The following is a 21061-nucleotide window of genomic DNA, read 5'->3' on the forward strand; positions in this document are numbered from 1 at the left end:
GCCAAGAACTTTCCCGGGACCTGCAATCATGACAAACCTCCGCCTCGTGCTGCTTGCCACGACCGCATTGACGGTGACGCAGCTAGCCAGCTTCGCATCGCGTGCGCAGACCGCGCCACTCGTCGTGGCACAGGCAGCGGCGCCGAAGGAAGAACTCGGCCCCGACGGAAAGCCGAAGCAGCCGCCGAAGGCAGCGCCGCCGGCCGGCGCGCCAAAGCAGCCCGCACCGCCGCCTGGCGCCGCTCCGCCTGCTCATCCGTCCGCTCCACCAGCCGCTGCGCCAGCGCGACCGGCACCACCGCCTCCGGCTGCTGCGCCGCCTCGTCCGACACCGCCGCCGGCCGCCGCTCCGGAACGACCAACGCCTCCGCCTGCCGCGCCGACACGGCCGACTCCGCCTCCAGCCGCTGCTCCAGAGCGGCCAACGCCCCCGCCTGCCGCCCCGGCACGGCCGACTCCGCCAGCCGCTGCTCCGGAACGACCAACAGCTCCACCTCCGTCTGCTGCTCCTCCAGCGCGTCCGACGCCGCCTCCGGCAGCAGCGCCGCACACTCCGACGCCGCCCACTGCAGCGCCGCCGGCGCGCACGCAGCCGCCCACGCCTCCATCCGCGGCGACGCCACCGGCTACGCCCACGACCCCGGCCACTCCGACGCCACCGCGCGGTGCGCAAAAGGAAGTGCCGCCCGCCGGCGCCAAGCAGCCCGCGGCTGCACCCACCGCCACGCCGACGCAGCCTCATCCTGCGCCCGCGGCAACGCCGACACCTGCAACGCCGCCAGCCGCGGGAAGTCCGTCTCCGACTCCTTCGCCGGCACGGCCTGGCGCAGCGACGACGACACCTCCCGCCGCCGGTGCGCCGACGAGCCCGCCTCCCGCTGCAGGCACGCCGCCCGCCGGCACCAAGCAGCCCGGGGCGGCCCCCACCACCACGCCGACGCAGCCTCGGCCTGCGCCTGCGGCAACGCCGACACCCGCAACGCCGCCGGCCGCGGGAAGCCCGTCTCCGACGCCTTCGCCAATGCGGCCTGGCGCAGCGACGACGACACCTCCTGCCGCCGGCACGCCAGCGAACCCGCCTCCGGCTGCAGGCACGCCGCCTGCCGGCGCACCCGCTGCCGGAACTCCGACTGCGCCGCCCCAGGCCGGCCTCCCGCCCCGGCCTGCAGCTCCTCCCCCCGGAGCCGCTGCGCCGACCGTCGTCCCTGGCACGCCCGCCGCAGCGCCACCGCCCAACAGGGCGCAATACGCGCCGCCGACGATTGCGCCGGCCTTCCGGGCGGCACCTACGGTCGCAGCGCCGCTGCCACCACCGCCGCGTCCGCCGCAGCGTGACCTGACGCCGCTCGCGATCGGTGCGGGCGTGGTGGCTGGCGCCGTGATCGGCGCGACAATCGCCGACCTCCGCAACCAGCGTCAGGAAGTCGTCGAGGGCGGCCGTACCGTCTACACCGAGCCGGATCGCATCATCATCCGCGACCCGAGTGGGCAGGAGTACGTCCGCGGCAACGATCTCTATCGCTTCCGCTATGGCGCTCGCGACATCCGGAGCGAGACGATCGGCGGCGAAACCCGCACCGTCGTGGTCCGTCCCGACGGCAGCGAGGTGATCACCGTGGTTGGTGCGGACGGTACGCTGCTGCGGCGAATCCGCAGGGATCCCGGCGGGCGCGAGATCGTCATCATCGACAACAGCTACCGCGATCCGCGGGCGGTCGGCGGCTTCTATGTCGACGTGCCGCCGCCGGTGGTCAACATTCCCTACGATCGCTACATCGTCGACGCCCAGGAGGCGTCGCCGGACGTGATCTACGAGACCATGGAGGCACCGCCGGTACAACGGATCGAACGGCGCTATTCGCTCGACGAGATCCGCTACAGCCCCAATGTTCGCATGCAAATGCCGAGCATCGACGTCAACACGATCAACTTCGAGACGGGGTCGTGGACTATCCCGCCGGACCAGGCGGCTCGGCTGCAGGTGATCGCCGACGGCCTCAACCGCGCGATCCAGCGCAACCCGCGCGAGGTGTTCCTGATCGAGGGACACACCGACGCGGTCGGCAACGACGTCGACAATCTGTCATTGTCGGATCGCCGTGCGCAGTCCGCGGCTGAATTGCTGACCCAGCAGTTCGGTGTGCCGGCGGAGAACCTGACGTCGCAGGGCTACGGCAAGCAGTATCTGAAGGAGCAGACGGACGGACCGAGTCGCATCAACCGGCGCGTCACTGTCCGCCGCATCACCCCGCTGCTCAACGGCGGCACCGCTTCGCTGCCACCACCCAGCACACCGCGCTGAGGCGAGCGATTTCGAACAAATGGCCGGGAGCGATCCCGGCCATTTTTGTTGCACCAACTACGACAAACTCGCTTCGAACGTTTGATGGGTTTTGCTTCGCTTCGCTCTGCCCATCGTCATTGCGAGCGAAGCGAAGCAATCCATTTCTCCACTTGCGGAGGCATGGATTGCTTCGTCGCTTCGCTCCTCGCAATGACGGGTTCGATAAGCGCACCAGTTCACCCTACTACATGCAGGCTTCGCAGATCGCTGCGACATGGCGATGGTCGGTGCCGCAGCAGCCGCCGAGAATGTGCATGCCGGGAAACGAGCGCCGGAGGTCGACATAGCGGCGGCCGAGATCGGTGGGATCGCCGGCATCGAGCGTCTCGGATTCGTCGAGCTCCTGGTGGCTCTTGGCCGACGCATTGGCCCTGACGCCATGGATGCGCCCGGCCCACGTGTCGCCCGCGCTCAACGCGCCTGCGAAATGGGACGGATGCGCGCAGTTGATCAGGAAATATTCCGGCCCGTTTTGCGTGGCGTGATCGACAGCCTCGATCGCCTCACGCAGCGTTTCACCCTTCACCAGACGACCATCGGTTTCGACGGTGAAGGAGATCGCCACCGGAATACTGTGTGCCTTGGCCGCGTGGACGATGCCGATCGCTTCATTGATTCCGTTCAGCGTGAACGCCGTCACCATGTCGGCGCCGCCTTCCGCGAAGGCGGCAATCTGTGGCGCATGATAGGCTTCCGCCTCCGATGCATCCATGTTGCCGGCTTTGTAGCCATCGCCGCGCGGACCGATCGCGCCATCGATGACACAGGGCATGTTCGGCCGCTCCCAGCCGGTTCGCAGCTGGTTCAGGAACTCAATCGAACGGACGTTGATCGATGTCAGCGCAGCCGCGTCGTAGCCGAGCTTGACGCCCCAATCCGGATTGGCGCGCCAGGTCGGGCTGTCGAGCACGAAACCGGTGCCCTTCTCGCGCGCAATCGCAAGGTAGGACTGGTAGTAGCGCTTGAGGTGCTCACGACCATCCGCGGAGTCGAGCAGGACGAAAGCGGCAAAGTGCGGCAGCTCGAGGCCGTGGTGGAAGATCAGCGTCGTTTCCATGCCGCCGTCGGTCAGGAAGATGCCGCCGCGCCGCTGTGGCAGGTCGTGCCGATACTTGGCCATTGATGCCTCCGTGATCAAAAGGGCTGTCACCGGTAGGTCGGCCAATGCCGGGTTTGGTTGGGCCGGCTGGTGCCTCATATTGTCGCGACTTCCAGATGGCTCCCGCGCGCAGAGGCGTGAACGCAGAACCTGTCGGGATGGGCAAAAGCGTAGCGTGCCCCCCTCCGAGCGGAGTGTTGATCGTGGGCACGCTTCGCTTCGCCCACGCTACAAGAGCTCGCGACGCTACGGCGCCGGTGCGGCGAGTCCAAGCGCATCGGCGATGACACGGAAGACTTCCGTGTTGTCCATCGAACCATGAACGCGTTCGCTGCCTGCACCGGTTGCGGTCAGGATGACGTCCTCTCCCGAATGCACGCTGGCGCCGATCATCGCCGGCAGATTGCCGGGACGGAGCACGGCGCCCGGAACGTCCTTGTATTTGTCGTTGGCCTTGAAAGTCCCAGGCTCATCGCCCTTTGCCGTCGGATCATTCGGGTTATCGAGCTTGGGGCGGAAGGTTTCGTAATGGTCCGGCAGGCTGGCCGAGAAAATCGCGAGCCGCCGGCTGACATCCACCCGCGAGGGATAGCCTTCGGCATCGGCAGCCGGATAGTTGGGGAATCCCGCCTTGTCATAGACGCCGACGCGTTCGCGGAACGGGACGTTGGGCGTCTTGGTCATGTCGTCATTGATGGTGCCGACAAGACTGTTGGGATGATTGTGGTCCGCCACCACCAGGATCAAGGTGTCATCGCCGCGGGCCTGCGCCCAGTCGCGCGCAAAACGAACGGCATTGTCGAGCATGATCGTGTCGTAGACCGCGCGCTCCATGTCCAGGAGATGAGCGTATTTGTCGATCAGCCCCGATTCCACCATCAGGAAGAAGCCGGCATCGTTCTTCGACAGCACTTTCAGCGCGGCCTGCACCTGCTCGGTCAGGTCGGGCTGTTCGGGAAACTTGCCGACGCTGCCGCCTTTGAGGAACTTGCGGTCCAGGACACCGTCCATGTTGCCCGAGGCAAACAGTCCCAGCAGCTTGCTCGTGTCAGGTTTTGCAGCCGAGGCATCAAGCTCGGACTTTGTCGTCACCACCTGATAGCCGGCATCGCGAAAGCGGGCGATGTAATCGATGTCGTCCTTGCGCTTTCCCGCTGCTGCTTGCGGCAGGAAATTCGCGCTGCCTCCTCCCATCAGGACATCGGGCTTGGCGGCGAAGAGCTGCGCGACGATCTCATCATAGGCGGCGCGGCGGCGGGTATGCGCGACCATTGCCGCCGGTGTGGCATCCTCGACTTCGGTATTGGTGACGATCCCGATGCCCAGACCAAGCCGCCGCTTCGCGACGCTGGTGATGGTTTCGACCTTGGGATCATCGAACGGGCTTATGGAGCGATCAGCGTAGACGCCCAACGCGTTGACGGCGGTCTTGTGGCCCGTGGCGTAGGCGCTGGCCGCATTCGCCGAATCGGTAATGATCGAATCGGAGCCCGCGGTTGCAACCAGCGCCATATGCGGCATGTCGTCGATGGCAAGCTTGCCGAGGCTTTTGCCTTCCGCAATTCCCTTCGAGAGCATACGCGCCGCAACCCGATGGGCCGGCGACAGTCCATCACCGATGAACAGGATCACGTTCTTGGCCTTGCGCGGACCGGTGTCGTAAACCGACCACACGACCGTGCGGCTGCGTGCGCCTTCAGTGACGTCCACCTTCACGCTTCCAGGCTTGGTCAATGCGACGTCGCGAACGATCAGCGCCGACTGCTCCTTGCCGTCTTCGCGCTCCACGAAGGTGCCGGGCTGGCCGAAGGCTGCGGAATAATCCGCGCCGTTCACCGTGACTTTCACATTCGCCGGATCAACGCGATCGGGAAACTCGACCTTGAAGTCGAAATGGGCGCCGGCGAGGATGTCGGCGCGGTCGATGGGATAGATCGTCTGGGCTAGCGTCGGCGATCCCGACAACAGGACGAGAAGAGCGGCACCGGCAAATGGCTTGATCATGATTTGCGCCCCACAATTGTTCGCCCGCGCCGTCCGGCTGCAGTACGGAGGTCACGGGCGCGCAGGCGACGAGACTAGCCGCGCCGAATGACGCGTCCATTACACATCGAGCCTGGATACCGGCGATGGATCGTCGCAGTCCGCAGCCCGGATGGAGCGCAAGCGTAGTCCGGGCTACGGAGTTCACACGGTTCAGCTCTTGTCGCTATCGAGCCTCAAGATGTTCGAGCCCTCGCCGAGCGACAGCAAGCCTGTCTCCGCGTAGAGATCCAGCTTGGTGCGGGTATCGGCGATGTCGAGGTTGCGCATTGTGAGCTGGCCGATACGGTCCGCCGGCGTGAACGCCGCATCCTCCACCTTCTCCATGCTCAGCCGCTCCGGCTGATAGCTCAGGTTCGGGCTCTCGGTGTTCAAGATCGAATAGTCGTTGCCGCGGCGCAGCTCGAGCGTCACCTCACCGGTGATGGCGCGCGCCACCCAACGCTGGGCGGTTTCGCGCAGCATGAGAGCCTGAGAATCGAACCACCGCCCCTGGTAGAGCAGCCGGCCAAGGCGCAGGCCGTTGATCCGGTATTGCTCGATGGTGTCTTCGTTGTGGATGCCGGTGATCAGGCGCTCATAGGCGATGTGCAGCAGCGCCATGCCGGGAGCTTCATAGATGCCGCGGCTCTTTGCCTCGATGATCCGGTTCTCGATCTGGTCGCTCATGCCAAGACCATGCCTGCCGCCGACGGCGTTGGCCTCGAGGAACAGCGCCACCGGGTCCGGGAAAGTCTGGCCGTTCAGCGCGACGGGCTGGCCTTCCTCGAAGCGCACGGTGACCTGTTCGGCCCTGACGACACAGTCGTCGCGCCAGAACGGCACGCCCATGATCGGATTGACGATCTTGATGCCGCTTTGCAGGCTCTCGAGATCCTTGGCCTCGTGGGTTGCACCGAGGAGATTGCTGTCGGTCGAATACGCCTTTTCGGCGCTCATCTTGTAGGCGAACCCTTGCGCGGTCATGAACGCCGACATTTCCGAGCGGCCGCCGAGTTCGTCGATGAATTGCTGGTCGAGCCAGGGCTTGTAGATCTTCAGGTTCGAATTGGTCAGCAGGCCGTAGCGATAGAACCGCTCGATATCGTTGCCCTTGAAGGTGGAGCCATCACCCCAGATGTTGACCCCGTCCTCCTTCATGGCCGAGACCAGCATGGTGCCAGTCACGGCGCGACCGAGCGGGGTGGTGTTGAAATAAGTGGCGCCGCCGGTCGAGATGTGGAAGGCGCCGGATTGGATCGCGGCAATGCCTTCGTGGACCAATTGCATGCGGCAATCCACGAGGCGGGCTTTCTCGGCGCCGAACTCCATGGCCTTGCGCGGAATTTCGTTGTAGTCGGACTCGTCGGGCTGGCCCAGGTTCGCGGTGTAGGCAAAGACGCGCGCGCCCTTCTGTTTCATCCATAGCAGCGCTGCGCTGGTGTCGAGACCGCCCGAGAAAGCGATGCCGACTTTTTCGCCCTTGGGCAGGCTTTTCAAAATCGTACTCATGGAGCGTCCAATCGGTCGTAAAGTCGTTTGCTGTTAAGTCGCGCGAATATCAAATTTCGCGCTGATGGGCACGTGATTAATGGCGACCTTTATGGGGTCGCTCATACCGACGGCCTGGGGTCCGTCTCGCGCCGGCGCCACCGCCGGGCGAACCGGGTCAGCGCGGCGTCAACTTGGGCATCCGTCACCCGCGTCGACGGCCAGCGGTAGATCAGGGCATAGGCGAGCCAGATCACCAGGTAGGTCACGATGCCGGCAATCGCGACGTCGGTGAAGAAATGCCCGCCAAAGGCCATCCGCAGGGCGCTGGTGGCGATACCGAACACGGTCGCCGCCGCAAACGCCAGGGCGCGCCATTGCGGCGGCGCCAGCGCTGCCGGCGCATAGGTCCAGAACGCAGTCGCCCCCTCGCCGGAGAAGAACGAGCAGTTGCGGCCGCAGGTACCGCGCGGATCCCACCACGGCACGAAGCTCTTGTCGCCGGCAAACTCGGTCACCGCCACCGGTCGCGGCCGGCCCCAATAGGTCTTGAAGGTGAAGTTGGTGAGGACGCCGGCGGAGAGCAGCAGCGTCACCAGGAGAAACGTCGCGGCGCGGCCCGAGATCAGCATCGGCCGGTCGGGCCGGATCATCTTGACGACGAACGCAGCGATCGCGGGCAGCGCAAATCCCCATGCGATCCACATCGCCGCATCGCGCGCAAATGACGCGACGGCGTTCAGCTTCAGCGGAAAGGTTTTTTGCGCGGCATCGTAGAACAGCGCACCGAGCTTCAGGTCGAGTTCGGGAAAGAGCCCGAACAACAGCCCGATCACGACCGCAAGCCCCAGCGCGATGAAAAGTCCGGTCCGGTTCATGGCGCGCGGTTTACCCGAGGCGGCGGGATGTGGAAACCCCGAATTCAACCGTCATTGCGAGGAGCGATAGCGACGAAGCAATCCACCTCTCCGCACGCGCGGCTGCATGGATTGCTTCGCGGAGCCTGTCGTCGGGCGGCGCTTCGCGCCGACCCGGTGGCTCGCAATGACGGCTCCATTCACGGCTGCGGCCGGGATTGTGACGGCAGTGGCGGGGGCGGCGGCAATTTGCGCGGCGGCTCGCGCCAGGCGCCGGCGGTGCGGCCCGCAATCAGCCAGTACACCAGACCCGCGACGATGCCGGCGCCGGTCATGATCTCGAGATGGCGATGCACGATGCCCTCGAACCGGAACGTATCGGGGTCGAACGGAACCAGGCCGAGATAACAGGCGGCCCCGACGATCGCGCCGCCGATCGCATAGCTCAGCGCGCCCCGGACATTGAAGGCTTCAGTGATCAGCACCACGATCAGCGCCGGCAGCAGCGCGAATCCGGAAATGAAGATGAAGCCGAAGCCGAGCACGATGTTGATGGCGTTCTGATCGATCTCACCGGTGCCGATATCGCTCAGCTCGGGATAAAGCACTGCGACGACGATGATCATGCCCGCCACCAGACAGGAGGCAAGGAAAGCGAACAGGATCAGGAAGACGCGGCCGATCAGCGCCATGGCTTCATTCCACCGTCAGACCGCACCCGCGATACGAATCTCTGCCGTCATGCCCGGGCTTCCACGCCTGCCTCGAAGCTTCGCAAAGACGTGGATGGCCGGGACGAGCCCGGCCATGACGAGTTTCGGTGCATAGATCGTCTCAATCCGTCATCGCCATTGCGCGCAGCGCCTGGCGCTCGCGGGCGGAGAGTTTTTCGGTCTCCGATTTCAACTGGCCGCAGGCGGCGAGGATGTCGCGGCCGCGCGGGGTGCGCACCGGCGAGGAATAGCCGGCGTTGAAGATATATTCGGAGAACTTCTCGATCTGCTCCCAGTCCGAGCATTCGTAACGCGTGCCCGGCCAGGGATTGAACGGGATCAGGTTGATCTTCGCCGGAATGCCCTTCAGCAGCTTCACCAGCAGCTTGGCGTCATCGAGCGAATCATTGATGCCCTTCAGCATCACATATTCGAAGGTGATGCGCCGCGCGTTGGAGGCCCCGGGATAGTCGCGGCAGGCCTGCAGCAATTCCTGAATCGGAAATTTGCGGTTGAGCGGCACCAATTCGTTGCGCAACTCGTCGCGCACGGCATGCAGCGAGATCGCGAGCATGACGCCGATCTCCTCGCCGGTGCGGATGATGTTCGGCACCACGCCCGAGGTCGACAGCGTGATGCGGCGGCGGGAGATGCCGATGCCTTCATTATCAGCAACGATGAGCAACGCATCGCGCACCGCATCGAAATTGTAGAGCGGCTCGCCCATGCCCATCATCACGACGTTGGTGACGAGGCGACCGCCGCTCTCGCGGTCGGCCCAATCGTTCAGCCGATCCCGCGCCACCATCACCTGGCCGACGATCTCGCCGGCCGTGAGGTTACGCACCAGGCGCTGCGTGCCAGTGTGGCAGAAGGCGCAATTCAGCGTGCAGCCGACCTGCGAGGAGACGCAGAGCGTGCCGCGGTCAGTCTCGGGGATATAGACGCATTCGACTTCATGCGGCTTCTCAAGATCGTTGCCGCTCGGCAGCCGCAACAGCCATTTGCGGGTGCCATCGTTCGAGATCTGCTCGGCGATCACTTCAGGCCGGTCGACGGTAAAATGCTTCTCCAGCTCGCTGCGCATCTCCTTCGAGACGTTGGTCATCTCGGCAAAGCTCTTGGCGCCGCGGAAATAGATCCAGTGCCAGAGCTGCTGGGTGCGCATCTTGCGTTGCGAGGCCGGCACGCCGATCTCGCCGAGCCGCTCGGCGATCTCCGTGCGCGACAGCCCGATCAGCGACGGCTTGGCCGGCGGCACATAGGTCTCGAGCGGAACTTTCTCCACGAGCGCGGTGCTGGCGCGATCGCTCTGGCTGGTGAGGGTGTCGGTCATGAAACATCAAATAGGCCTTCCAGCAGGCGCTGGAAAGGCGGGAAATGCGCGGATTTCAGGCTGATTAGCGCCTGCAGTCCTGCGCCAGCCGATCGAGCGCCTGCGACAGGCCCTTGAGCGAGAACGTGTCCGTCGTCTCGGTGCCCTTGGCCGAGACGCCTTTCACGGTCAGGTCCGCAGCCTTGCGCATGGCTTCGACCATGCGCTCTTCTTCTGCGGCGTTCTTGATCCAGAGCCCGTCGCCCTGGGTGTACATCGCATACGACCCGCCGCCGACTTCGAGCGTCGATTCCGACCCGGGCTTCAGGGTGTAGCCGATCATGATCGAGACTTCGTTGATGACCTTTTCCGCCGGACGGGTCGAGACGAAGGCGTAGGCCGGATCGCGCGGGCGATTCGGCGGATTGGTCTTCGACGACGACGGTTTTGCCAGCGCAAAACACACCTTCTTGCCGTTCGGGGTCGCGGTATAGGCGCCCCAGGTGCCGAACTGGCCAATCAGGGTCGGTTCGGCGCCCCCGACCGCGGCAGCCGCAGCAGCGCCCTCCGGCTTGGCCGGGGCCGCAGACTTTGCCGCGCCCTTGGTGGCCGCCTTGGGGGAACCGCCCTGCGCCATGGCAAGGGAAGTCGTCCCGCAAAGCAGGGCGCCTGCAACCAGAGATGTCAGTATTTGCCGCACGGACAACTGGTTCCCCTATCATTGTGACTGGAAGATGGCCCAACCGGCGTCGTCCCCGGCGCGATGCAATAGCCGGAAAAGGCCTTTTTGGGAAGGTAGTTAGGGGCGTGGCGCGCGGTTCCGCCGCATTAACTTTTGGTACGCGAGGCGCGCTGCTGTTCCCATTGCGCGTCGGTCCATTGCAGGAGGTCCTCCGCCCCGGAGCTGCGCAGATGCGCCCCGCCGTCCTGCACCACCATCTCGCCATTGATGTAACCGGCCTGGTCGGAGATCAGGAAACTTGCGAGGTTGGCGAGCTCGCCGTGCTCGCCGGGACGGCCCAGCGGGTTGCGGTGCGCCCAGCTCTCCTCGCGCCCTTCGGGTCGGAGCTGGCCGGTTGCTCCCGGCGTCGGAAATGCGCCCGGCGCGATCGCGACGGTGCGGATGCCCTTTGGCCCCCATTCCACGGCAAGGCTCTTGGTCATCGCGAGCACCGCCGACTTCGCCATCGCGGACGGCACCGTGAAGGCGCGCCCGGTGATCGTCGAGGTCGAGAGGATCGAGAGGATGACGCCTTTGTGCCCGCTCTCGATCCACCGCTTGCCGGCGGCAAGCGTGCAATACATCGTGCCGTGCAGCGTCGGCGCCAGGATCGCGTCCGCGGCACGGAATGAGAGATGCTCAGTCTGTGCAATGAAGGTTGCCGCCGCGTTGTTGACGAGCACGTCGATCGGCGCTTCCTGCCAAATCGCGTCCATCATCGCATCCACCGCCGCGCCATCGCGGATGTCGCATGTGATTGTAGTGACCTTGGCGCCGAGATCGTCGCGCAATCTCGTCGCCGCGTGCTGCAGTAATTCCGTCCTGCGGCCACAGATGATCAGTTCGGCGCCGAGCTCGGCAAAGCGTCGCCCCATCGCTGCGCCAAGCCCGGAGCCGCCGCCGGTGACGAGGATCCGCTTGTGCGCCAGCAGGCTCTTTTCAAACATTGTTTGATCCCTCCGCATTGTATTGTCGCCCGGCTTCAAATCCGGCATGAAGCGAGCAATCCTTCTGTGTCCGAAAATCAGGTGCATCCATGAAAGCCATTCTCTGCACGGAATATTGCCAACCCGACGATCTCGTGCTGGCTGACGTGCCCGATCCCGTGGCCGGACCGGGCGAAGCGGTGATCGCGATCAAAGCCGCGGCCCTGAATTTCTTCGACATCCTGATGATCCAGGGCAAGTACCAGATCAAGCCGCCGTTCCCGTTCTCGCCCGCGGCAGAAGTCGCTGGCGTGATCGAGAGCGTCGGTGACGGCGTTACTGATCTCAAGCCCGGCGATCGCGTGGTCGCCTCCTGCGGCCACAATGGCGCGCGCGAGAAGATCGCGCTGCCGGCGAATTCGATCGTGAAGATTCCCGACAATCTCGATTTCGATCGCGCCGCCGGGATCATCATCATCTACGGCACCGCGCTGCACGCGCTGGAAGATCGCGCGAGCCCGAAACCGGGCGAGACGCTGGCCGTGCTTGGCGCCGCCGGCGGCACGGGGCTTGCGGCCTGCGAGCTCGGCAAGCTGATGGGCCTGAAGGTGATCGCCTGCGCTTCCTCGGACGCGAAGCTTGAGTTTGCCAAGCAGCATGGCGCCGAGCTGACGCTCAATTACGCCAAGGAAGATCTGAAAGAGGGCCTGAAGGCGCTGACGGGCGGCAAGGGCGTCGACATCATCTTCGATCCCGTCGGCGGGACCTACGCCGAAGCTGCGCTCCGCGCCATCGCCTGGGAAGGCCGCTTTCTGGTCATCGGCTTTGCCGCCGGCGACATTCCGAAGATGCCGCTCAACCTTGCGCTGCTCAAAGGCTGCGATATCCGCGGCGTGTTCTGGGGCGCGTGGACGCGGCTCAACCCCGAGAAGAACCGCAAGAACCTGCAGAAGCTCGTGCAGTGGACCGCCGAAGGAAAAATCTCTTCGCATGTCGATCGCACCTTCCCGCTGTCGCAAACGGCGGAAGCACTGAAGGTGCTCGCCGGCCGCAAGGCGATGGGCAAGGTGATCCTGCATCCATAAAGAGGCGACACGCGCGTGAGTTGTGGCGCCATCCAGGCGCCGCGCTCTCCTATTACGGAATCACGCGCACTTACCCCGTGACCCCAATTCATTTAACTATGTGAATTAACTGACCGGGTTAGTTCCGAACGCGGAACTTATTCCCAAAATCACCATTTTTAATTTAGTGAATAGGGCATTTTTGCCATAATCGAACCAAAATAAGTCCCAATTCCCGCAGGTCAGGGCCGTTTTTTGGGCTCATTCGCAGTGCGTAAGTTCCCGTTAGCGGGCACTCGGGGAAAGCCGACAAGAAGCAAGAGACAACCAGAGATGCCCCATGCGTTGCGTATTGTGTAACGGGAAGCGTCAAAATGGTGGATATTTCATCACGCGTCACGCCGAGACAGGCGCATGACGTAGATATCGATGATCCTGAGCTGGCAGAGTATCGCTACCAGCGGTCGTATCGATCGGATACCGACATCGACACAGACGAGCCCGCCCCGCTGTTCCTGTCGTACCCTCTCGACGAGGACAGCGGTGCGAAATATCGGCGAGGTTCTCTCGAACGTTCGCTCGGCCGCTCGTTGCTCACGAGTGGTCTTCTCATCGCTGCCGCCGCAGCGGCGGCTGTCCTGCTGGTTTCGCTGGACGTCACGCATAACATCACGGCCACGGCCAAGACGTGGCTGCTCGGCACCTCGCAGGTGCAGGCCCGAACCGTCATGGCGGGGCTCCCGCAACCCATGAGCGAGCCTGTACCGCCGCCGGCCAAATCAGATCCGCCGTCGCGCGAGCAGATCACGGCCGCGTATCAGGAGGCGATCAAGGGCGGCCAGGCTGTGGTCCGGTCGGTGACACCGCCATCTGGCGCTCAACCGGCACCAGCAGCCGCTCCACCCGCGCCATCCGCCGCAGTACAAGCGGCACCGCCCGCTGCGCCGCCGGCAAGACTGCTCAGTCCCGACGAGCTCGGCGCACTGATGAAGCGGGCGAACAGCCTGCTTGCGATCGGCGATATCGCAGCCGCACGGCTGCTGCTCGAGCGCGCCGCCGATGCGCAGGAAGCCGACGCGGCGCTGCTGCTGGCCCGGACCTACGATCCCCTGGTGCTGGGAACGAAGGATGCGCGCGCCATCACGCCCGATCCGGCTCAGGCGCGGATCTGGTACCGCCGGGCGGCCGAGCTTGGCTCGCAACACGCCCAGCAACGTCTCACACAAATGCAAGATTGAACCTTTTTGGGGTAGCACATGCTGCGATTGTTTGGAGTGGCGTTATTCGCCCTGACGATGATTTGTGGCCCGACCGTACGGGCTGAGGAAACCGAATATGATCCGGCCAAGGTCAGCGACAGCCTGAGGGCCATCTTCCAGTTCGGCTCGGCCGCCACCAAGCAGAACCTGAACGCCAACACGGTGACGCTGATCACGGGCACGATCGGCGGCACCTACGTCCAGTTCGGCGCCGACCTCGCTTCCGTGCTCGACGACGGCAACAAGTTGCGCGTACTGCCGATCGTCGGGCGCGGCTCCGTGCAGAGCGTCGCCGATATCCTGTTCCTGCAGGGCGTCGATCTCGGCATCGTCCGAGCGGACACGCTCGACTATCTCGAAAGAAAGGGCTTTGCGAAGGACATCAAGAGGCAGTTCGCCTATGTGACCAAGCTCTATAACGAGGAGATGCATGTCGTCGCGCCGAAGACGATCAAGACCCTGAAGGATCTCGACGGCAGGATCGTCAGTGTCGACCTGCCCAATGGCGGCACCTTCGTCACCGCGCTGACGGTGTTCGAGCGGCTCGGGATGAAGGCGAAATTTCTCTACATCGAGCAGCGCATCGCAATGGAGAAATTGAAGGCCGGTGAAATCGACGCCGTGATCGTCACCGGCGGCAAGCCGTACAAATCCGTGAGCACATTCAACAATGACGGCCGCTTCCATCTCGTCACCGTCAACTATGACAAGCCGCTGCAGAACGACTATCTGCCGGCGACGCTCACCTCGAAGGATTATCCGAACCTGATTTCGGATCAGGAGCGCGTCGACACCATCGCCGTTCCTGCCGTGCTCGCGGCCTATAATTGGGCGCCGAACACCGAGCGCTCGCGCAAGCTGGCGCTGTTCGTGGACGCTTTCTTCACGAAATTCCCGGCCTTCCAGAATCCGCCGTTCCATCCGAAGTGGAAGGAGGTCTCGCTGGCTGCACCGCTGCCCGACTGGACCCGGCTGCCGTCGGCCAAGCAATGGCTCGAGAAGCACAGCGTGGAAGCGGTGACGCGCAGTCGCTTCGATGAATTCCTGAAGCAATCGCCGGGCGCAGCCAAGCTGCAGACGGACGCCGACAAGGAGGCGCTGTTCAAGCAGTTCCAGGCCTGGGAAGCGGAGAACAATGCCCGCGCGCAGGTGCGCACAGGCGAGAAGCGCTAGATGTCTTGTTTGAGCATGACCTCTGCGCAAACGCTTCGCGTTTGTCGCGGGAAAACCGGTGCCCACTTTTCCGGGTCATGCTCTAGCTCTGCACCTCTTCAGCCGTCTCGATGCCGCGCTTCAGCGCGGCACGGGCGGCTTCGCGGTGCTCCGGCGTGATGTGGCTTGCGACCATGCGTATCGCGGTCGCCAGGATCGCAGCATCATCGGTGAAGCCGAGAACCGGCATCACGTCCGGCACGAAGTCGAACGGCAGGACGAAATAGGCGATGGCGCCAAGCAGCGCCGCCTGCACATGGCGCGGCGTCTCTTTATCGAAGGCGCAATAATAGGCCGCCAGTAGATCTTCGGCGAAAGGCAGTTTCGCCGCCACCCGCTTCAACTTGATCCAGAAACGCCGTCGCACGCTCTCGCGGTCCTGCGCCAGCCGATCGGCCGGCTCGAAACCGACAGTGTGTTCGGATGATGTCATCGGAAGAAGCTCCCTCGGACCACAGCCGCCAACCGGTCCCGCGACCCCTGACGCAAAAGGTGGGGACCTCCCGCCTGCCCTGCAAGATCATCCAAGGAGAAGTCGCCTCTCTCAGCCAGCCTGCTTCGCGATCGCCTCCATCGCCCTGGCCAATTCGATGTCGCGCGCCGTGACGCCGCCGGCGTCATGGGTTGCGAGCACCACATCGACCGTCTTGTAGACGTTCCTCCATTCCGGGTGATGGTCGCGTTTCTCCGCGATCAGCGCGACGCGCGCCATGAAGCCGAAGGCCTCGTTGAAATCCCTGAACGTGAAAGTCTTGGCGATCGCCTCACGTCCCGGCACCTCGGACCAGCCGGATAGTTCCTTCAGCGCCGATTTCCGCGCCTCCGCCGATAACCGTCCTGCCATGGCAAATCTCCACTTCACTCGTTCACACCCTAACACCGGCAGCCACCAGCGGGATCCATGCTCACGACGCGGCCGCAAAGCGCGTCCTATCGCCGCTGGTAACCATGACGGGATTGTAACCTAGCCGCTGCCGGAATTTTGTTACAATGCAAAGGATAAACGCGTCGACGGGATGACCCAGAACCTCAAACGGCTGTTTGCGCGATCGATGACCGAGCCTGACTTCGTCGCCGCTCCAGCTTCGCCTCCGCCGCGTTCGGCGCGGCGTCGGCTGAGTTTCGTGATGATTGCCGGCGCGCTTGCCATCATCGGCGCACTGGCCGCCGGCTATTACTTCGCGATGCGGCCGGTGAACTTGAAAATCGCGGTCGGACCCGCCAACAGTGACGACCTCAAAGTGGTCCAGGCGCTCGCCCAAGCCTACAACCAGGGCAACAGCCAAATCCGGCTGCGTCTGATCCAGACGGACGGCGCGGTAGCGAGCGCCGAGGCGCTGGCCGGCGGCAAGGCCGACCTCGCCATTATCCGCGGCGATCTGGATGTCCCCAAGAATGCGCAGGCGGTGGCAACGCTGCGCAAGAATGTGGTGGCGATCTGGGTGCCGCCGCAGGGCAAAGGCAGGGGCAGGAAAGCAGCGCCAAAAATCACCAAGATCGCGCAGCTCGCCGGCCACCGCGTCGGTGTCGTCGGCCGCACGCCCGCCAACGTCAACCTCTTGAAGGTGATCCTGCAGCAATATGGCGTCGACCCCGCCAAGGTAGAGATCGTCCAGTTTCCCGCCAATGAGACGGCCGAGACCATCAAGGGCCAGAAAGCGGACGCCTATCTCGCCGCCGGACCCGTCAACAGCAAGATCACAATCGACGCGATCACAGCTTCGACCCGCGGCACGCCGACCTTCCTCGCCATCGACGCGGCGGAAGCGATCGCGCAGAACCATCCCGCCTATGAAGCCTCGCAAATCCCCGCCGGCTCGCTCGGCGGCGTCGACCGCCCTGCGGACGAGGTCAAGACCATCAGCTTCTCGCACCATATCGTGGCGCGCAGGGGCATTTCCGAATCGACCATCGCCATCTTCACCCGGCAGCTGTTCTCGATCCGGCAGTCGCTGAAGAACGATTTCCCGCCGGCCGCCAGGATCGAGACGCCGGACACCGACAAGGACGCCACGATTCCCGTGCACCCTGGGGCTGCGGCTTTCGTCGATGGCGACGAGAAGACCTTCCTCGATCGCTACAGCGATTACATCTGGTGGGGGCTGATGCTGGTCTCCGCAATGGGTTCGGCCGGCGCCTGGTTTGCCGGCTACCTGAAGAAGGACGAACGCAGCATCAACACGTCGCAGCGCGACCGGCTGCTCGACATGCTCGCTGCCGCGCGCCACAGCGATTCGATGGAAGAACTCGACCAGATGCAGGCCGAAGCCGACAACATCCTGCGCGAAGCGCTGATCTGTTTCGAGCACGGCGGAATCGAGCAGGGCACGCTGACCGCCTTCAACATCGCGCTCGAGCAATTCCACAACGCGGTCACCGACCGCAAGCTGCTGTTGATCAGCATGCCGCAAAACCTGCAGCGCGCCAGCGCGCAATTCCGGGCGGCAGGGACCGCTTAGCCACGGCGGGACGCAATCGGGTTCGCTTCAGTTCCCTGTTTGCGGGGCACGCGACCTCTCTTCCGTCATTCCGGGATCCGCCGAAGGCGCAGGCCCGGAATCCATCCGGCCGCAAACGATGTGGATGAATGGATTCCGGGCTCACGCTTCGCGTGCCCCGGAATGACGACCAGATGCAATTTCTCTGCGATCATGTGGAGATGGCCGCCGTAATCGCTTCGTCATAGAATCCTTCTAGGTCTGTTGCGACATTTCGGCGCATCCGGTGCCGGACCGACGGAGGCTTGCCATGACGATCAGGATTTCCCGCCGAAAGTTCCTCTCTTCAGCCGCTGTCGGCGCCGGCGTCATCGCGATGCCTCACCTCTCCCGCGCCGCCGACCGGCCGGCCGTCACCCATGGCGTGCAGTCCGGCGATGTCGGAGTTGACGGCGGCGTGGTCTGGGCGCGCGCCGACCGGCCGTCGCAGATGATGGTCGAGGTCGCGACCACCGAATCCTTCAAGGACGCGCGCGCACTGCCGCCGATCGCGGCCCTGCCCGAAAGCGATTTCACCGCCAAGATGCTCCTGGAAAACCTGCCCTCAGGCCAGGACATCTTCTACCGCGTGCGCTTCCGCGACCTCGCCCATGTCAACGTCCTCGGCGAGCCCGTAACCGGCCGCTTCCGCACCGCGCCCGCCGACCGGCGCGATGTCAGCTTTGTCTGGGGCGGCGACGTCGCCGGCCAGGGCTGGGGCATCAATCCCGACGATGGCGGCATGTTCACCTTCGCCACCATGGCCAAATACAAGCCGGATTTCTTCCTGCATTCCGGCGACACCATCTATGCCGACGGCGTCATTCCGTCCGAGGTGAAGCTTGCCGACGGCAAGCTGTGGAAGAACCTCACCATCCCGGAGAAGGCCAAGGTCGCCGAGAAGCTCGACGAGTACCGCGCGGCGCACAAGTACAACCTGCTCGACGAGCATGTGCGCGGCTTCAATGCAGAAGTGCCGATCTTCGTGCAATGGGACGACCACGAGGTCACCAACAACTGGTCGCTGTCGAAACAGCTTCCTGCCGCCTACAAGGAGCGCGACATCAACGTGCTGGCGGCGCGTGCGGCGCGCGCCTTCCACGAGATGTATCCGATGCGCGAAAGCATCGTCGAGCCGGGCCGCGTCTATCGCACGCTCAGCTACGGACCGCATCTCGACGTGTTCATGCTGGACGAGCGCAGCTATCGCGGACCCAACGGGCCAAACCAGCAGACCAGCTACGGCCCCGATGCTTATTTCCTCGGCCCGGACCAACTCGCCTGGCTGAAGCGCGGACTGCTCAACTCGCGCGCCACCTGGAAGGTGATCGCCTCCGACATGCCGCTCAGCCTCATCGTCTATGACGATGCGGCCAACAGCAAAGGCTCCGAAGCGTTCGCGCAAGGAGACGGCCCGGCGCGCGGCCGCGAGCTCGAAATCGCCGAGATCCTGCGTTTCATCAAGACCGCCGGGATCGTCAACACCGTGTGGCTGACCGCCGACGTGCACTACGCCGCCGCGCACTACTACAATCCGAACAAGGCGCAGTTCCAGGACTTCGACCCGTTCTGGGAATTCGTCTCCGGCCCGCTGCATGCCGGCACTTTCGGCCCCAACGAGCTCGACAACACGTTTGGACCCGAGGTGAAGTTCATCAAGGCGCCCGGAGCCGACAAGCAGAACCTGCCGCCATCGGCGGGCATGCAGTTCTTCGGCCACGTCAAGATCGACGGCGCGACCGGACAGATGACAGTAACCTTGCGCGACCGCGCCGACGTCGCGCTGTGGTCGACCACGCTCGACCCGAAGCCGGTGTAACATCGTAATGTAGTGACGTAACGTGGGACGGTCTATCCGCGAACCCAGGACCCCGGATTGCGCTGCGCTCCATCCGGGCTACGGATCCAAAACCCGCCTTCGGAGCGCTGCTTCCAGCGCTTCGGTCGAGCATGGCTTGACCAGGCGCGGCTTGCCGGCCAGCGCAGCGGGAAGCTGGACGTCAGCGCCATAGCCGGTGACAAAGAGATAGGGGATCCGTAGCCCGTCGAGCTCTTCGGCGAGCGCAAAGGTGTTCTCGCGGGCCAGCACGACATCCAGCAGCGCGAAGTCGGGCCGGCGATAGGCGATCATCTGAAGTGCTCGCGCGACGCTGGTCGCTGTCCGCACCGTCTTCACCCCGAAGCCGAGGATCGTGTCCTCGAAATCGATGGCGATGATCGGGTCGTCCTCGACGATCAACACGTCGGAAGGCATGCGGCTGAAGAGGGCCGGTTTCATATGCGCGCCAGGTCCTGTTTTGAGGCATTGATCTGATGGTCCGGACATGAGCCGCCAGTCGGCACGCTGCCGGCGCCTCTGAAGCACACCGGCGGTTCCCGCATTGAAACCACCACACTGCGGTCCCGGCGTCTGTTCACTTGTGCACACAACAGGAGGAACGGGTTGACTATCGTCGCGGTTGGTGAGGGGGAGACCCGATGCTTCAACAACGCAGCCAACCGGACAGAGCTGACCGGCCCTTTAACAACCTGTTGCGCCGTCTGAGCGACGCCGATTATGGGCTGATCGCACCGCACCTCGCGCGCGCCGAGGCCAACGCTAACGACCTGCTTTACAGCCCCGGCGACGACGTCGAGACCGTGTATTTTCCCTGCGGGCCCGGCCTCGTCTCGTACCTCGTGACCAACGAGGACGGCCGCGACGTCGAGACCATTCTGGTCGGCCGCGAGGGTGCCGTCGGTGGCATCGTCAGCCAGGGATCTCTTCCCGCCTATACCCGCATCATCGTCAAATTCGGCGGGCCGTTCGCGCGGATGACGGTCGGCAGGCTGGAAGCGGCCAAGCTGAAATCGCCCTCGATCCGCAACGTCTTCGCGCGCTACGCCGATTGCATGCTGGCGCAGATCTTTCAGTCGACGGCCTGTAACGCGATCCACTCGATCGAGCAGCGCACCGCCAAATGGATCATCTCGGCGATGGAGCGCACCAATGGCGATGGCGCAGTACCGCTCACGCATGAGCAGCTCGCCACCCTGCTGGGGGTGGGCCGCAGCTATGCCAGCCGCGTGATTCAGTCCTTCAAGGCCGAGGGCGTGCTGGAGACGCGCCGCGGCGCGATCCTGGTCCGAAACCTCGACCTCCTGCGCCTCCGCTCCTGCCTGTGCAACGAGGCCGTCAAGGACCACTTTGAGGAGGTGCTCCGTGGGGTCTATCCGAGCGAGGAAAAGGAAGCCGGATAGGCATCATGAAATCAGGCTGAATTGCATCCCCGGCCACGGTGCGCCCCCTCTCCCGCTCGCGGGGAGGTGAAGGAGGACCCCAAAGGGTTCCAAAAACGGCGAGTACCCGGCAAACAACGCATTGTTTTTTGACGGTTTCTGACTATATTGCGCCGCAAACGCGCAAGCTTTGCCCGGTCCCTTCTGGCCGGGCTTGCTTTTTGAGGCGAGCCGCGCCCCGCGAGATTTCAAAGGCTTGAGTGTGATCCGGACCCGGAGGGGCCGTAGTTGCCAAAGATCGATCCCGGCTTTCCGGCGAGATCGCTCAAGACCTGTGCACGA

18 protein-coding genes are annotated in these 21061 nt (G+C 64.1%); 7 read left to right on the top strand and 11 right to left on the bottom strand.

Annotated features, from left to right (window positions below; all coding sequences use genetic code 11):
• The first annotated feature begins 28 nt into the window (after positions 1 to 28).
• Positions 29 to 2302, top strand: a complete 2274-nt coding sequence (locus YY7_RS58335) for an OmpA family protein (RefSeq protein WP_080663802.1) — start codon at positions 29 to 31, stop codon at positions 2300 to 2302.
• A gap of 226 nt (positions 2303 to 2528) precedes the next feature.
• Here the strand turns inward: YY7_RS58335 and YY7_RS0122250 are convergent, their stop codons facing one another.
• The 8 genes from YY7_RS0122250 to YY7_RS0122290 form a co-directional block, all read right to left on the bottom strand.
• Entirely contained in the window at positions 2529 to 3464 is a 936-nt protein-coding gene (locus tag YY7_RS0122250; RefSeq protein ID WP_028165168.1) for a homocysteine S-methyltransferase family protein, read from the bottom strand.
• A gap of 225 nt (positions 3465 to 3689) precedes the next feature.
• Positions 3690 to 5447 carry an alkaline phosphatase gene (locus YY7_RS0122255; protein ID WP_028165169.1) on the bottom strand — a complete coding sequence of 586 codons (1758 nt, stop codon included), beginning with the start codon at positions 5445 to 5447 and terminating at the stop codon, positions 3690 to 3692.
• A 192-nt stretch (positions 5448 to 5639) separates the two neighbouring features.
• Positions 5640 to 6977: an argininosuccinate synthase gene (argG, locus tag YY7_RS0122260; protein ID WP_028165170.1), complete on the bottom strand. Its 1338-nt coding sequence runs from the start codon at positions 6975 to 6977 to the stop codon at positions 5640 to 5642.
• Between the two features lie 101 nt (positions 6978 to 7078).
• Positions 7079 to 7834: a phosphatase PAP2 family protein gene (locus YY7_RS0122265; RefSeq protein WP_028165171.1), complete on the bottom strand. Its 756-nt coding sequence runs from the start codon at positions 7832 to 7834 to the stop codon at positions 7079 to 7081.
• Positions 7835 to 8013: 179 nt separating this feature from the next.
• Positions 8014 to 8505 carry a hypothetical protein gene (locus tag YY7_RS0122270; RefSeq protein WP_028165172.1) on the bottom strand — a complete coding sequence of 164 codons (492 nt, stop codon included), beginning with the start codon at positions 8503 to 8505 and terminating at the stop codon, positions 8014 to 8016.
• 142 nt (positions 8506 to 8647) lie between these two features.
• Entirely contained in the window at positions 8648 to 9862 is a 1215-nt protein-coding gene (gene rlmN / locus YY7_RS0122280) for a 23S rRNA (adenine(2503)-C(2))-methyltransferase RlmN (protein ID WP_028165173.1), read from the bottom strand.
• Between the two features lie 64 nt (positions 9863 to 9926).
• A complete protein-coding gene (locus YY7_RS0122285; protein ID WP_433994520.1) occupies positions 9927 to 10478 on the bottom strand; it encodes an invasion associated locus B family protein in 552 nt (183 codons plus the stop codon).
• 191 nt (positions 10479 to 10669) lie between these two features.
• Positions 10670 to 11509 (bottom strand): SDR family oxidoreductase, encoded by an 840-nt coding sequence (locus YY7_RS0122290; RefSeq protein WP_028165175.1) that lies wholly within the window; start codon positions 11507 to 11509, stop codon positions 10670 to 10672.
• 89 nt (positions 11510 to 11598) lie between these two features.
• On the opposite strand from YY7_RS0122290, the gene YY7_RS0122295 reads away from it, so the two are divergent.
• The 3 genes from YY7_RS0122295 (at position 11599) to YY7_RS0122305 (ending at position 14984) form a co-directional block, all read left to right on the top strand.
• Positions 11599 to 12573 (top strand): NADPH:quinone oxidoreductase family protein, encoded by a 975-nt coding sequence (locus tag YY7_RS0122295; RefSeq protein WP_028165176.1) that lies wholly within the window; start codon positions 11599 to 11601, stop codon positions 12571 to 12573.
• 353 nt (positions 12574 to 12926) lie between these two features.
• Positions 12927 to 13790, top strand: a complete 864-nt coding sequence (locus YY7_RS52410) for a hypothetical protein (RefSeq protein ID WP_051396838.1) — start codon at positions 12927 to 12929, stop codon at positions 13788 to 13790.
• Between the two features lie 18 nt (positions 13791 to 13808).
• Complete coding sequence (locus YY7_RS0122305; RefSeq protein WP_028165177.1) at positions 13809 to 14984, top strand: TAXI family TRAP transporter solute-binding subunit; 1176 nt, start codon at positions 13809 to 13811, stop codon at positions 14982 to 14984.
• An 82-nt stretch (positions 14985 to 15066) separates the two neighbouring features.
• Here YY7_RS0122305 and YY7_RS0122310 read toward each other — a convergent pair whose 3' ends face one another.
• Together YY7_RS0122310 and YY7_RS0122315 are read right to left on the bottom strand one after the other, a co-directional pair.
• Positions 15067 to 15456 (bottom strand): YkvA family protein, encoded by a 390-nt coding sequence (locus YY7_RS0122310; protein ID WP_028165178.1) that lies wholly within the window; start codon positions 15454 to 15456, stop codon positions 15067 to 15069.
• A 111-nt stretch (positions 15457 to 15567) separates the two neighbouring features.
• The gene (locus tag YY7_RS0122315) at positions 15568 to 15867 is read right to left on the bottom strand and encodes a 4a-hydroxytetrahydrobiopterin dehydratase (RefSeq protein ID WP_028165179.1); all 300 of its coding nucleotides are present in this window, start codon (positions 15865 to 15867) and stop codon (positions 15568 to 15570) included.
• Positions 15868 to 16039: 172 nt separating this feature from the next.
• Between YY7_RS0122315 and YY7_RS0122320 the strand changes: the two genes are divergently transcribed.
• Positions 16040 to 17482: a TAXI family TRAP transporter solute-binding subunit gene (locus YY7_RS0122320; RefSeq protein WP_028165180.1), complete on the top strand. Its 1443-nt coding sequence runs from the start codon at positions 16040 to 16042 to the stop codon at positions 17480 to 17482.
• Between the two features lie 289 nt (positions 17483 to 17771).
• Positions 17772 to 19319: an alkaline phosphatase D family protein gene (locus YY7_RS0122330; RefSeq protein ID WP_028165181.1), complete on the top strand. Its 1548-nt coding sequence runs from the start codon at positions 17772 to 17774 to the stop codon at positions 19317 to 19319.
• A 78-nt stretch (positions 19320 to 19397) separates the two neighbouring features.
• On the opposite strand, the gene YY7_RS0122335 is transcribed toward YY7_RS0122330, so the two are convergent.
• Positions 19398 to 19778, bottom strand: coding sequence for a response regulator (locus YY7_RS0122335; protein WP_028165182.1), 381 nt, complete (start codon positions 19776 to 19778; stop codon positions 19398 to 19400).
• Positions 19779 to 19978: 200 nt separating this feature from the next.
• Here YY7_RS0122335 and YY7_RS0122340 point away from each other — a divergent pair, with 200 nt between their 5' ends.
• Positions 19979 to 20740 carry a Crp/Fnr family transcriptional regulator gene (locus YY7_RS0122340; RefSeq protein ID WP_028165183.1) on the top strand — a complete coding sequence of 254 codons (762 nt, stop codon included), beginning with the start codon at positions 19979 to 19981 and terminating at the stop codon, positions 20738 to 20740.
• Positions 20741 to 21061: the final 321 nt, after the last annotated feature.

This window comes from Bradyrhizobium elkanii WSM2783 (assembly GCF_000472865.1).
In the GTDB taxonomy this organism is placed as follows: Bacteria; Pseudomonadota; Alphaproteobacteria; order Rhizobiales; family Xanthobacteraceae; genus Bradyrhizobium; species Bradyrhizobium elkanii_A.